This window comes from Pseudomonas sp. FW300-N2F2, assembly GCF_017351655.1.
In the GTDB taxonomy this organism is placed as follows: Bacteria; Pseudomonadota; Gammaproteobacteria; order Pseudomonadales; family Pseudomonadaceae; genus Aquipseudomonas; species Aquipseudomonas fluorescens_AA.
The window spans coordinates 1,238,488-1,251,455 of the sequence record NZ_JACNDQ010000001.1 but is presented as its reverse complement, the minus strand read 5'-3'; the positions used below and the strand labels follow the sequence as shown (position 1 = coordinate 1,251,455).

11 protein-coding genes are annotated in these 12,968 nt (G+C 63.3%); 6 read left to right on the top strand and 5 right to left on the bottom strand.

What is annotated here, in order from left to right; genetic code table 11:
* Positions 1-122 precede the first annotated feature (122 nt).
* Positions 123-1,085, bottom strand: a complete 963-nt coding sequence (locus J4E63_RS05720; protein WP_041475797.1) for a DMT family transporter — start codon at positions 1,083-1,085, stop codon at positions 123-125.
* Positions 1,086-1,277: 192 nt separating this feature from the next.
* Between J4E63_RS05720 and J4E63_RS05715 the strand changes: the two genes are divergently transcribed.
* Complete coding sequence (locus tag J4E63_RS05715) at positions 1,278-1,475, top strand: DUF6316 family protein (protein WP_060738608.1); 198 nt, start codon at positions 1,278-1,280, stop codon at positions 1,473-1,475.
* Between the two features lie 177 nt (positions 1,476-1,652).
* On the opposite strand, the gene J4E63_RS05710 is transcribed toward J4E63_RS05715, so the two are convergent.
* The gene (locus J4E63_RS05710; RefSeq protein WP_192259501.1) at positions 1,653-2,837 is read right to left on the bottom strand and encodes a thiolase family protein; all 1,185 of its coding nucleotides are present in this window, start codon (positions 2,835-2,837) and stop codon (positions 1,653-1,655) included.
* 103 nt (positions 2,838-2,940) lie between these two features.
* Positions 2,941-4,455: a polyphosphate:AMP phosphotransferase gene (gene pap / locus J4E63_RS05705; RefSeq protein ID WP_192259499.1), complete on the bottom strand. Its 1,515-nt coding sequence runs from the start codon at positions 4,453-4,455 to the stop codon at positions 2,941-2,943.
* A gap of 231 nt (positions 4,456-4,686) precedes the next feature.
* On the opposite strand from pap, the gene mnmC reads away from it, so the two are divergent.
* From mnmC to J4E63_RS05680, 5 genes are all read left to right on the top strand, one after another.
* Complete coding sequence (gene mnmC, locus J4E63_RS05700; RefSeq protein ID WP_207281334.1) at positions 4,687-6,669, top strand: bifunctional tRNA (5-methylaminomethyl-2-thiouridine)(34)-methyltransferase MnmD/FAD-dependent 5-carboxymethylaminomethyl-2-thiouridine(34) oxidoreductase MnmC; 1,983 nt, start codon at positions 4,687-4,689, stop codon at positions 6,667-6,669.
* 279 nt (positions 6,670-6,948) lie between these two features.
* Entirely contained in the window at positions 6,949-8,721 is a 1,773-nt protein-coding gene (locus J4E63_RS05695; protein WP_207281333.1) for an N-acetylglutaminylglutamine amidotransferase, read from the top strand.
* A gap of 3 nt (positions 8,722-8,724) precedes the next feature.
* Entirely contained in the window at positions 8,725-10,470 is a 1,746-nt protein-coding gene (gene ngg, locus J4E63_RS05690) for an N-acetylglutaminylglutamine synthetase (protein WP_207281332.1), read from the top strand.
* A gap of 201 nt (positions 10,471-10,671) precedes the next feature.
* A complete protein-coding gene (locus J4E63_RS05685) occupies positions 10,672-11,862 on the top strand; it encodes an osmoprotectant NAGGN system M42 family peptidase (RefSeq protein WP_060738614.1) in 1,191 nt (396 codons plus the stop codon).
* A gap of 182 nt (positions 11,863-12,044) precedes the next feature.
* A complete protein-coding gene (locus J4E63_RS05680) occupies positions 12,045-12,272 on the top strand; it encodes a YheU family protein (protein WP_003199186.1) in 228 nt (75 codons plus the stop codon).
* Here the strand turns inward: J4E63_RS05680 and csrA are convergent.
* Both csrA and J4E63_RS05670 read right to left on the bottom strand, forming a co-directional pair.
* A complete protein-coding gene (gene csrA, locus J4E63_RS05675) occupies positions 12,261-12,461 on the bottom strand; it encodes a carbon storage regulator CsrA (protein WP_060738615.1) in 201 nt (66 codons plus the stop codon). The genes J4E63_RS05680 and csrA overlap by 12 nt on opposite strands.
* Before the next feature lie 151 nt (positions 12,462-12,612).
* A complete protein-coding gene (locus J4E63_RS05670; protein WP_092441333.1) occupies positions 12,613-12,945 on the bottom strand; it encodes a YnfA family protein in 333 nt (110 codons plus the stop codon).
* Positions 12,946-12,968: the final 23 nt, after the last annotated feature.

Sequence of the window (12,968 nt, the reverse complement as noted above, 5' to 3'; positions counted from 1 at the left end):
GCGACATTACATCCACTGAAGATCCACTGTGGGAGCGAGCTTGCTCGCGATGAGGCCGGCAGGCTCGGCATCACTGTTGACTCGTGAGCCGCTATCGCGAGCAGGCTCGCTCCCACAGGGGGCTAACGCCCGACAGCCAAACGCTCGCGCCGGGCCCTGAGCCCGGCGATCAGCGAGGGCCCCAGGGCGACCAGCGCCGACCCCAGGACCACCAGCACCGCCCCGCCATAGCCCAGCAGGTTGATCTGCTCGGCATGGACATAATCAGGCCACCACCAGGCCGCCATCGCCACCGCGGCGAAGGTCACCAGCGGCGTGATCGCCAGGGTCGCGCTGACCCGCGACGCTTCCCAATGGGCCAGGGCTTCGGCGAACGCGCCATAGGCAATCAGGGTGTTGAGGCAACAAGCGAGCAACAACCAGCCTTGCAACGGGCTCAATTGCAGCGCCTCCAACGGATGCACCCAGGGTGTGAGCAGCAGCGCGCAGAACAGGTAGATCACCATCATCACCTGCAACGAGTTCCACACCGTCAACAATTGCTTCTGGCCCAGGGCATAGAACGTCCATACCGTCGACGCCAGCAACACCATCAGCACCCCGGCGGTGTAGTCGCTCAGGGACGTCAGCAACTCGCCCAGGCGCTGGTTGAAAAACAGCGTGAAACCGATCAGCAACACCAGCAGGCCGATGCCCTGCCCCACGCTGAACCGCTCCTTGAACACGAACAGGCTGGCGACCAGCAACATGATCGGCCCCATCTGCACCACCAGTTGCGCGGTGCCGGGGCTCAAGCGATTCAGGCCCATCAGGTACAACACGTAGTTGCCCACCAGCCCGAGCACCGCCATCGCCACCAGCCAGCCGCCGCGAGGGCCGAGCACCTTGCGACTGGGCAGGCGCCGGGTGGCCGCCAAATAGATGAACAGCAAACCGCCGGACACCAGCAAGCGAAACCAGGTCACGGTGACCGGGTCCATCACTTGCAGCACTTGCTTGAGCTTGATCGGCAGGATTCCCCAGAGCAGGGCAGTCAACAGGGCAAGGAACAAGCCATAGACCCAGCGACCGGACGATATGTGCATGCAACCCTCGAAGCCCAAGACAAAGAACGCCCATTCTAGGCGTCTATCGCCCAGCAACACAGGAACAGTTGGGGATTAATTGAACCGGGCACGGATATGGCACATGGCCGCCTATCGGTTCGCCAAGCAGCCGTCAACGCCAGCTCCTAAACTTCACTCAACCTGATCCAGCCGCCTCTTTTGGAGCCCCTCATGCTCGGCAAACGCGCCCAGGACCTCGCCCCTGCGATGGTCTTTCCCAGTGACCGGATTTGCCGGATAAACGGCGAATTTTACTTCAACACCCGGGAAGGCACCCAGGAAGGACCGTTCGCCAGTCGCGAGGATGCGTTGCGGGAAGTGGAGGCGTATGTACAGCGAATGCTGCAACTGACTCAGGTCGCCAGCTAGCGTACCGCTCTCTTGTGGCGAGGGAGCTTGCTCCCGCTGGGTCGCGAAGCGGCCCTTCTGCCCCGCCAATAAACCGCATCGACAGGTTAACGACTGCTTCGCAGCCGAGCGGGAGCAAGCTCCCTCGCCACACAAGCTCCCTGGCCACAAAAGCCGCCGACCTCCCTAAGCCCGTGGTTATCTCACCGCCTCGAACAACCCCGTAGCCCCCATCCCGCCGCCCACGCACATGGTCACGATGCCGTAACGCAGGTTGCGCCGTTGCAGCTCACGCACCAGATGCCCCACCTGCCGCGAACCGGTCATGCCGAATGGATGGCCGATGGAGATCGAGCCGCCGTTGACGTTGTATTTCTGCGGATCGATTTCCAGCCGGTCGCGGCTGTACAGGCATTGGGAAGCGAACGCCTCGTTGAGTTCCCACAGGTCGATATCGGCGATCTGCAAGCCCTTGGCCTTGAGCAGCTTGGGCACCGAAAACACCGGGCCGATGCCCATTTCGTCCGGCTCGCAACCGGCCACCGTAAAGCCGCGGAAAAACGCCTTGGGCTTGAGCCCCAGGGCCAGGGCCTTTTCCAGGCTCATCACCAAGGTCATCGAGGCCCCGTCGGACAACTGCGAGGAGTTGCCCGCCGTCACCGAGCCGTCTTCGGCGAACACCGGTTTCAGGCCGGCCAGGCTTTCATAGGTGGTGTCCGGGCGGTTGCAATCGTCGTGATCGACCACACCGTCCAGGATCTGCACGGCACCCGTGTTCTTGTCCTCGACCCGGTACTTGACCGCCATCGGAATGATTTCGTCATCGAACAACCCCGCCGCCTGTGCCTTGGCGGTGCGTTGCTGGCTCTGCAAGGCGTAGCGATCCTGCTCCTCGCGGCTGACCTGGTAGCGGCGGGCGACGATCTCGGCGGTCTGGCCCATGGGAAAATAAATCCCGGGCACCTGTTCCTTGAGCAGCGGGTTGATCAGGTTGTCGGTGTTGACGCTTTTCATCGTCAGGCTGATGGACTCCACCCCGCCGGCCACGATGATGTCGCTGCAACCGGAAGCGATCTGGTTGGCGGCGATGGCAATGGCTTGCAGGCCCGAAGAACAGAAGCGGTTGAGGGTCATGCCGGCCGTGCCGATGCCCAATTGCGAGAGCACCGCCACGTTGCGCCCGATGTTGTAGCCCTGGGCACCTTCATTGGACCCGGCCCCGACGATGCAGTCCTCGACACTGGCCGGGTTGATGTCGTTGCGCGCCAGCAAGGCATTGACGCAATGGGCCGCCATGTCATCCGGACGGGTCATGTTGAACTTGCCACGAAAGGACTTGGCCAGGCCGGTCCGTACGCTGTCGACGATCACCACTTCACGCATGGCTGTACCTCATTGTTGTAGTCGGTTGAGAGTGGATCGAGCATAGATCCACTGGATAACCGACCGCGACAATCATTCACCTCGCGTATGCGCGCCCATCGCCCTAGCGCTTCTTCTTGCGAGCCTGTCTCGCACTGCGCTCGAAAGCCGCCTCCAGCGCCTGGTTGAGGGTGCGCAACACCTTGACCCGCGCCCAGCGCTTGTCGTTGGCCTCCACCAAGGTCCAGGGGGCAATCTCGGTGCTGGTGCGGTCGACCATGTCGCACACCGCGGCGCGGTAGGCATCCCACTTGTCGCGGTTGCGCCAGTCATCCTCGGTGATCTTGAAGCGCTTGAACGGGATGTCCTCGCGCTCCTGGAAACGCTCCAGTTGGGTTTCCTTGTCGATGGCCAGCCAGAACTTGACCACCACCACGCCGGCATCGGCGAGCTGTTCCTCGAAATCGTTGATTTCCCCGTAGGCCCGCAGCCAGTCGGCCTGGCTGCAAAACCCTTCGACCCGCTCCACCAGCACCCGGCCGTACCAGGAGCGGTCGAACATGGTGAACTTGCCGCGTGCGGGAATATGCCGCCAGAACCGCCACATGTAGGGGTGGGCGCGCTCTTCTTCCGTGGGTGCGGCAATGGGCACGATGCTGTATTGGCGCGGGTCCAGGGCCGCCGTGACCCGCCGGATCGCCCCGCCCTTGCCCGCCGCGTCGTTGCCTTCGAACACCGCCACCAGGGCATGCTGGCGCATGCGTTTGTCCCGCAGCAGCCCGGCGAAGCGCGCCTGCTCGGTGATCAGTTGCTCTTCGTAGTCGGCCTTGTCCAGGCGCCGGGTCATGTCCAGGCTGTCGAGCAACGTGATCTGGCCATCCAACTCGGGCAGCGGCGCCACGCTGACCTTTTGCGGCTTGATCTTCGGCCGGTCCAGGGCCTGGCGCAAACCGTCGAGCAGGATCCGCCCGACGGTGAGGCTGCGATAACAGCTGTCCATGCCTTCGATCACATGCCAGGGCGCGTAATCGCGACTGGTGCGGCGCAGCACACGCTCGCCGTATTTGACGAACTTGTCATAGGTCTGGGATTGCTGCCAATCCAGCGGGCTGATGCGCCAACTGTGCAGCGGGTCATCCTTGAGCCCCTTGAGCCGGGCCTTCATCTGTTTCTTGGACAGGTGGAACCAGAACTTGAAGATCAGCGCGCCTTCATCGCAGAGCATTTTTTCCAGGCGCTCGGCACCGGCGATCGCCTGGTCGAGCCGTGGGTCCTTGAATTCGCCATGGACCCGGCCTTGCAGCATCTGGCTGTACCAGTTGCCGAAGAAAATCCCCATGCGCCCCTTGGCCGGCAGCATCCGCCAATAACGCCACGCGGGAGGCCGCGCCAGCTCCTCGTCGGTCTGCTGGTCGAAGGTGCGCACTTCGATCAGCCGCGGGTCCATCCATTCATTGAGCAACTTCACCGTCTCGCCCTTGCCCGCGCCTTCGATGCCGTTGATCAACACGATGACCGGAAACCGACCCTGTTGCTGCAACTCGAACTGCGCTTCCAGCAGTGCTTCACGCAGGGCCGGCACCTCGGCTTCAAAGGTGTCTTTATCGATGACGTGACCGATTTCAGCGGATTCGAACATGGACAGCTCCTTCCAGGGATTGGGGCAAGACTAGCGGATTGGATGCGGCCCGTGTAGGAGCTGTGTAGGAGCTGTCGAGTGCAACGAGGCTGCGATCTTGTCCCGGTCAATTGAGTCTCGCGCGAAAGATCGCAGCCTCGTTGCACTCGTCAGCTCCTACGGATGCGTATGCACAGGAGCAATCGGTAATCGATCGGCTAGAATGGCTACCTTGTTTCGACCGAGCCTGCCATGACGCCTGTACAGCACCACGCCCAACTCGACTGGGACGACCAGGGTCGCCCGCGTTCGCGGGTGTTCGACGACGTGTATTTCTCCGATCAGTCCGGGCTGGAAGAAACCCGTTACGTGTTCCTCGAGCAGAACAACCTGGCCGAGCGCTTTGCCGCGCTGCCCGCCGACGGGCGCCTGGTGATCGGCGAAACCGGCTTTGGCACCGGCTTGAACTTCCTCTGCGCCTGGCAGTTGTTCGAACAATGCGCGCCGTCCGGGGCGCGGCTGCATTTCGTCAGCGTCGAGAAGTATCCATTGAACCCGCAGGACCTGTGTCGGGCCCTGGCCCTCTGGCCGCAGCTCGCCCTCCAGGCCGAGCAACTGCTTGGGCAATACGTGGCGATCCATCAGGGTTTCCAGCGCCTGGTCCTGGCCAATGGGCGGGTGACGCTGACCCTGTTGATCGGCGATGCCCTGGAGCAGTTGCCGCAGTTGGACGGGCAGATCGATGCCTGGTTCCTGGACGGTTTCGCACCGGCCCGAAACCCAGAGATGTGGACCGCCGAGCTGTTCGCCGAACTGGCCCGGCTGGCCGCACCCGGCGCCACCCTCAGTACTTTCACCAGCACCGGTTGGGTCCGGCGCCTGCTGAACGCGGCGGGCTTCAAGATGAAGCGCACGCCGGGGATCGGCCATAAGTGGGAAATCCTGCGGGGCGTGTTTCTTGGCTGGCCGGAGCAGACACCGACGCCGTCCCCGGCAAAACCCTGGTACGCCCGCCCCGTGCCACCCACCGGCGAGCGCCGGGCCCTGGTGATCGGCGGTGGCCTGGCCGGTTGTGCCAGCGCGGCGAGCCTCGCCGCCCGTGGCTGGCAGGTGACACTGCTGGAGCGGCATGCCGGGTTGGCCGAGGAGGCCTCCGGCAACCCCCAGGGCGTGCTGTACCTCAAGTTGTCGGCCCACGGCACCGCATTGTCGCAGATGATCCTCAGCGGCTTCGGCTACACCCGACGCGTGCTGGAGCAACTGCAACGCGGCGTTGACTGGGATGCCTGTGGCGTTTTGCAGTTGGCCTTCAACAGCAAGGAAACCGAACGCCAGGCACAACTGGCCGAGGCGTTCCCAACGGATTTACTGCACACCCTGGATCAGTCCGAAGCCCAGGCCCGATCCGGCATCGGCCTGGCCTGTGGAGGCTTGTTTTATCCCGAGGGCGGCTGGGTGCATCCGCCAGCATTGTGTCGCTGGCAAGCCTCAGGACCGGCGATCGATGTGCAACCCCATCATGACGTGCTGCACTTGCGCCGCGTCGACGGCCAATGGCAGGCGTGGGACAGCGAACGCTGCCTGGCCAGCGCACCGGTGGTGATTCTCGCCAGTGCTGCCGAGATCAAACGCTTCGAACCGGCTGCCGACTTGCCGCTCAAGCGCATTCGCGGGCAGATCACCCGTCTGCCGCAAACCCACCGCAGCCAGAGCCTGGCGACGGTGGTCTGCGCCGAAGGTTATGTGGCGCCGCCGCGGCAGGGCGAACACACCCTGGGCGCCAGTTTCGACTTCAACAGCGACGACCTGACCCCCACCGCCGCCGAGCACGCCGGCAACCTGCAGATGCTCGAAGAAATCTCCCAAGACCTGGTGCAGCGCTTGAACGCCGCTACCTTGGACCCGGAGCACCTCGAAGGCCGCGTGGCGTTTCGCTGCACCAGCCCGGATTACCTGCCGATTGTCGGACCGTTGGCCGACCGCCAGGCCTTTACCGACACCTATGCGGCCCTGGGCAAAGACGCCCGCCAAGTACCGGACGCCCCTTGCCCGTGGCTCGCGGGCCTGTACATCAACAGCGGCCACGGTTCCCGAGGCCTGATCACCGCGCCCCTGTCGGGCGAACTGATCGCCGCCTGGCTGGACAACGAACCACTGCCACTGCCCCGCAGCGTGGCCGAGGCCTGCCACCCGAACCGGTTTGCGTTGCGGGCCTTGATTCGGGGCAAGGCCTGACCCCGATGGATGGCTCACAACAAACCCTGTGGGAGCTGAGCTTGCTCGCGATGGCGATGTGTCAGCCTACTAAGATGCCGGCTGATCCACCGCCATCGCGAGCAAGCTCAGCTCCCACAGGTTCGCCTATCTTTAAATCCCATGGCAGACCAACCCACCCGCCGGCTTATAACGCATCGATCTAAAACTCACAGCAATCCCTCCGGTCAGTTTCAGGGTACCCGCCCTTTTGGCGCGTGCTGCTTGACCCCTCCCCAACGGAAAAACCGGTAAGGACTTATGTGCGGATTAGCTGGAGAGTTACGTTTCGATCAACAACCTGCGGACCTTGCGGCCGTAGAGCGGATCACCCATCACCTGGCCCCTCGCGGCCCTGACGCGTGGGGTTTTCATAGCCAGGGGCCGATTGCCCTGGGCCATCGGCGCCTGAAAATCATGGACCTGTCGGACGGCTCGGCCCAGCCGATGATCGACAATCAACTGGGCCTGTCCCTGGCCTTCAACGGCGCGATCTACAACTACCCGGAACTGCGCACCGAACTCGAAGCCCTGGGCTACACCTTCTATTCCGGTGGCGACACCGAAGTGCTGCTCAAGGGCTACCACGCCTGGGGCGAAGCACTGCTGCCCAAGCTCAACGGCATGTTCGCGTTCGCCATCTGGGAGCGCGATGCCAAGCGGCTGTTCATCGCCCGCGACCGCCTCGGCGTCAAGCCGCTGTACCTGTCGCGCACCGGCCAGCGGCTACGCTTCGCCTCGGCATTGCCGGCGCTGCTCAAGGGCGGCGACATCAACCCCATGCTCGACCCGGTGGCCCTCAACCATTATCTGAATTTCCACGCCGTGGTCCCGGCGCCCCGTACCTTGCTGGCCGGTGTTGAAAAACTGCCGCCCGCTACCTGGATGCGCATCGAAGCCGACGGCACCACCGAGCAGAAAACCTGGTGGACCCTGCCCTACGGCCCTCGGGCCGACGAACAGCACCTGAACCTGGAAGACTGGACCGACCGCGTGCTCGACAGCACCCGTGAAGCCGTCGCCATTCGCCAGCGCGCCGCCGTGGATGTCGGCGTGCTGCTGTCCGGGGGCGTCGACTCAAGCATGTTGGTGGGTCTGTTGCGGGAAGTGGGCGTGGAAGACCTGTCCACGTTCTCCATCGGTTTCCAGGATGCCGGCGGCGAGCGCGGTGACGAATTCCAATATTCGGACCTGATCGCCAAGCACTACGGCACCCGCCACCACCAACTGCGCATCGACGAAAAAGAGATCATCGAGCAACTGCCCGCGGCGTTCCGCGCCATGAGCGAGCCGATGGTCAGCCACGATTGCATCGCCTTCTACCTGCTGTCGCGGGAAGTGGCCAAGCATTGCAAAGTCGTACAAAGCGGCCAGGGCGCCGACGAGCTGTTCGCCGGTTACCACTGGTACCCGCAGGTCGATGGCGCCAGCGATCCGTACGCCGCCTATCGCGCTGCGTTTTTCGACCGCAGCTACGAAGAATATGCGGCCACCGTGCAGCCCAACTGGCTGACGGCCAATGACGCGGCCGGTGACTTCGTCAAGGAACATTTCGCCCAACCCGGGGCCAATGCCGCGGTGGACAAGGCCCTGCGCCTGGACAGCACGGTGATGCTGGTGGACGACCCGGTCAAGCGCGTCGACAACATGACCATGGCCTGGGGCCTGGAAGCGCGCACGCCGTTTCTGGACTACCGCTTGGTCGAGCTTTCGGCCCGAGTCCCGGCGCAGTTCAAGTTGCCCGATGGCGGCAAGCAGGTGCTCAAGGAAGCCGCCCGACGGGTGATCCCCAGCGAGGTGATCGACCGCAAGAAAGGTTATTTCCCAGTGCCTGGCCTCAAGCACCTGGAAGGCCATACCCTGGCCTGGGTCCGCGAGCTGCTGCTGGATCCGAGCCAGGATCGCGGCCTGTTCAACCCGGCCATGCTCGACCGCCTGCTCACCGACCCCAACGGCCAGCTCACGCCGTTGCGCGGCTCGCGACTGTGGCAACTGGCGGCGCTGAACCTGTGGCTCAGCGAGCAAGGAATCTGATCGATGAAACCTCACGCAACCGTTCACAACCAACGCCTCTTGCGCGGCCAGGCGCCTTCTTACGAACGCCTGCAGGCACGCCTGGCCGAAGACGGCAGCGAATTGGGCGCCGACCCGATCGCGGTGCATTGCGGCTGGGGCCGACTGCTGATCGGCCACACCTTCCCGGACCCGGCGAGCCTGGCCCGGGAACTGCTCAACGAACAACCCGGTGAACGCGACATTGCCTTGTACGTGGCCGCGCCCCAGCAAGTGCTGGGGTTGGAACCGGCGCAACTGTTCCTCGATCCATCCGATACCTTGCGCCTGTGGTTCAGCGACTATCGCCAGTCCACCCGGGTGTTTCGCGGTTTCCGGATTCGCCGGGCCCAGAGCGAGACCGACTGGCAGGCCATCAACCAGCTCTACCAGGCCCGGGGCATGTTGCCCATCGACCCGCTGCGACTGACCCCGCGCCACGAGGGCGGCCCGGTCTACTGGCTGGCCGAAGACGACGACACCGGTGCGGTGATCGGCAGCGTCATGGGCCTGAATCATCAGAAGGCCTTCAACGACCCGGAAAACGGCAGCAGCCTCTGGTGCCTGGCCGTCGATCCGCAATGCCCACGGCCCGGTGTGGGCGAAGTGCTGGTGCGTCACCTCATCGAGCATTTCATGAGCCGGGGCTTGAGCTACCTCGACCTGTCGGTGCTGCATGACAATCGCCAGGCGAAAAACCTCTACGCCAAACTCGGCTTTCGCAATCTCTCGACCTTCGCCATCAAACGCAAGAACGGCATCAACCAGCCGTTGTTCCTCGGCCCAGGTCCCGAGGCGCAGTTCAATCCTTATGCGCGGATCATTGTCGAAGAAGCTCACCGTCGAGGCATCGAAGTGCAGGTGGACGATGCCGAGGCCGGCTTGTTCACCCTGGTCCACGGCAGCCGCCGGGTGCGCTGCCGCGAATCCCTGAGCGACCTGACCAGCGCCATCAGCATGACCTTGTGCCAGAACAAAAGCCTGACCCACAAGGTACTGAAAAGCGCCGGCCTGAACCTGCCGGCCCAACAGTTGGCGGGCAATGCCGATGACAACCTGGCGTTCCTCGATGAGCACGAACGGGTGGTGGTCAAGCCGCTGGACGGAGAACAGGGCCAAGGCGTGGCGGTGGATCTGCGCACCATCGAGGAAGTGCAGAGCGCCATCGAAACGGCTCGGCAGTTCGATAGCCAGGTGTTGCTGGAAAGCTTCCACGAAGGGCTGGACCTGCGCATCCTGGTGATCGGCTTTGAAGTGGTGGCGGCGGCGATCCGGCGTCCGGCGGAGGTGATCGGCGACGGCCGGCACACCATCGGCGCGTTGATTGAAGCCCAAAGCCGCCGACGGCAGGCTGCCACGGGCGGTGAAAGCAAGATCCCGAAGGATGCCGAGACCCTGCGCACACTCAACGCGGCGGGGTTCGACTACGACAGCGTGCTGCCGGCCGGGGAACACCTGTTCGTCCGGCGTACGGCAAACCTGCATACCGGCGGCGTGCTGGAGGATGTCACCGCCATCCTGCATCCGACCCTCGTCGATGCGGCGGTGCGCGCCGCGCGGGCGTTGGACATCCCCATGGTCGGCCTCGACCTGTTGGTGCCGGCGGCCGATCAACCCGAGTACGTGTTCATCGAAGCCAACGAACGCGCCGGCCTGGCCAACCACGAACCCCAGCCCACCGCCGAGCGCTTTGTGGATTTGTTGTTTCCTCATAGCCAGACGGTGGCCTAGCAGAACTGTGGTGCCTGAACAGTCCCCATCGCGAGCAAGCTCGCTCCCACATGGAGTTTTTGGTGTTTATACATTCTGTGTTCACTGCAAAAACTCTATGGGAGCGAGCTTGCTCGCGATAAGGCCAGTGCAGGCACCGTCATCCAACAGTCGGACTCACTCATCGAAACCATCGATGTGCTCAACCCATCAGGAGTTTCCATGATCAGTAAAATTCCCGAACCGGATCTCGAATACCTGCAGAAAGTCCTGCTGGAAATGCTCGCCATTCCCAGCCCTACGGGCTTTACCGATACCATCGTGCGCTACGTCGCCGAGCGGCTCGAGGAGCTGGGTATCGCGTTCGAAATGACCCGTCGCGGCACGATCCGCGCGACGCTCAAGGGCCGCAAGAGCAGCCCCGACCGGGCCGTCTCGGCGCACCTGGATACCATCGGTGCCGCAGTGCGGGCCATCAAGGACAACGGTCGCCTGACCCTGGCCCCGGTAGGTTGCTGGTCCAGCCGGTTTGCCGAAGGCAGCCGGGTCAGCCTGTTCACCGACACCGGCGTGATTCGCGGCAGCGTGCTGCCATTGATGGCGTCCGGGCACGCGTTCAACACCGCCGTGGACGAAATGCCCATCAGTTGGGACCACATCGAATTACGCCTGGACGCCTATTGCGCCACCCGTGCCGACTGCGAAACCCTGGGGGTGGGCATCGGCGATTACGTGGCCTTCGATCCCCTGCCGGAATTCACCGAAAGCGGCCACATCAGCGCCCGGCACCTGGACGACAAGGCCGGGGTCGCGGCGCTGCTGGCGGCGCTCAAGGCGATTGTCGACAGCGGTGAAGAACTGCTGATCGATTGTCACCCACTGTTCACCATCACCGAGGAAACCGGCAGCGGCGCCGCGGCCGCACTGCCCTGGGACGTCAGCGAATTCGTCGGCATCGACATCGCGCCCGTCGCCCCCGGCCAGCACTCGAGCGAACATTCGGTCAGCGTGGCGATGCAGGACTCCGGGGGCCCCTACGACTATCACCTGTCGCGGCACTTGCTGAAACTGGCCAAGGAGAACGACATATCGGCACGCCGCGACCTGTTCCGCTATTACTTCAGCGACGCTCATTCGGCCATCACCGCCGGCCACGATATCCGTACCGCCCTGCTCGCCTTCGGCTGCGACGCCACCCATGGCTACGAACGCACCCACATCGACAGCCTGGCCGCCCTCAGCCGCCTGCTCGGCGCCTACATTCTCAGCCCACCGGTGTTCGCCAGCGACGCACAACCGGCCCAAGGCTCGCTGGACCGCTTCAGTCATCAGATCGAGCACGATGCACAGATGGAAAGCGATACCCGAGTGCCATCGGTGGATAGCCTGGTGGGGCAGCGGTCGGATAGTTGATCCAGCATTTCACTGTCTGGGCTATTGCCATCGCGAGCAAGCTCGCTCCCACACTTGAAATGCATTCCCCTGTGGGAGCGAGCTTGCTCGCGATGAGGCCAGAACAGGCCCCACAAAACCCAAGGCTAGCCGCAAAAGCCCATTGGCCGTAGCATCGCCTCATTGTCTAGCCGAGGTACCCCATGCTCATCCCCCACGACCAACTCGAAGTCGACACACTCACTCGCCTGATCGAGGACTTCGTGACCCGCGACGGCACCGACAACGGTGACGACACGCCCCTGGAAACGCGGGTTCTACGGGTCCGGCAAGCGCTGACCAAAGGCCAGGCGTTGATCGTCTTCGACCCCGAAAGCGAACAGTGCCAACTGATGCTCAAGCACGACGTGCCCAAGCACCTATTCGACTGAACACGCCTTGCGGGCGGCGTGGGCCTTTTTCCTCTGGATCTTTTCGTAGATTTCGGAGCGATGGACATCGACGTGCCGTGGCGCTTCCACGCCAAAACGCACGGTGGTGCCGCTGACCGACAGCACACGGACGGAAATATCGTCACCGATGGAAATCAACTCACCCACAGCGCGGCTTAATACGAGCATGGTTCTTGTCCTTAAGAATGTCTGGACCCTGACCATGCCCGGCCTGCTTTCCGTTCTCAAGACACCGGCGAGAATTCAGTAAGGCCCTACAAGCAAAGTTCTTGCGACTGAAGGAAACTTCCTGCAAAACCCTGCCGGACCGTAGGTTATTTCAGGACGCCGAGAACCGCGGGCCGAATAGAATCACGCTCGCCCCCAACACGCAGAGCGCCACGCCAATCCAGTCGGAACCCAGTGGCCGGACCCGCTCCACCACGGCCAGCCAGCCAATCGAGGCAATGATATAGATGCCGCCATAGGCGGCGTAGGCACGCCCCGCGTACGTCGCTTCGATGCGAGTCAACAACAGGGCGAACAAGGTCAGGCTGAGCAGCGCCGGGGCGATCCACCAGGCGCTCTTGCCCTGGCGCAGCCACATCCAGAAGGCGTAGCAACCGGCGATTTCAAACAGCGCGGCGAGAAAAAACCACAAGTAGTTGAGCATGCAGATGTCCATCAGGAAGGCCG

Excerpts from the sequence above, each read along its gene's own strand:
- J4E63_RS05715 (WP_060738608.1), top strand. The coding sequence starts at position 1,278 with ATGCTCGGCAAACGCGCCCAGGACCTCGCCCCTGCGATGGTCTTTCCC.
- J4E63_RS05680 (WP_003199186.1), top strand. The coding sequence starts at position 12,045 with ATGCTCATCCCCCACGACCAACTCGAAGTCGACACACTCACTCGCCTG.
- J4E63_RS05670 (WP_092441333.1), bottom strand. The coding sequence starts at position 12,945 with ATGCTCAACTACTTGTGGTTTTTTCTCGCCGCGCTGTTTGAAATCGCC.
- J4E63_RS05720 (WP_041475797.1), bottom strand. The coding sequence starts at position 1,085 with ATGCACATATCGTCCGGTCGCTGGGTCTATGGCTTGTTCCTTGCCCTG.
- J4E63_RS05685 (WP_060738614.1), top strand. The coding sequence starts at position 10,672 with ATGATCAGTAAAATTCCCGAACCGGATCTCGAATACCTGCAGAAAGTC.
- ngg (WP_207281332.1), top strand. The coding sequence starts at position 8,725 with ATGAAACCTCACGCAACCGTTCACAACCAACGCCTCTTGCGCGGCCAG.
- J4E63_RS05695 (WP_207281333.1), top strand. The coding sequence starts at position 6,949 with ATGTGCGGATTAGCTGGAGAGTTACGTTTCGATCAACAACCTGCGGAC.
- J4E63_RS05710 (WP_192259501.1), bottom strand. The coding sequence starts at position 2,837 with ATGCGTGAAGTGGTGATCGTCGACAGCGTACGGACCGGCCTGGCCAAG.
- csrA (WP_060738615.1), bottom strand. The coding sequence starts at position 12,461 with ATGCTCGTATTAAGCCGCGCTGTGGGTGAGTTGATTTCCATCGGTGAC.
- mnmC (WP_207281334.1), top strand. The coding sequence starts at position 4,687 with ATGACGCCTGTACAGCACCACGCCCAACTCGACTGGGACGACCAGGGT.
- pap (WP_192259499.1), bottom strand. The coding sequence starts at position 4,455 with ATGTTCGAATCCGCTGAAATCGGTCACGTCATCGATAAAGACACCTTT.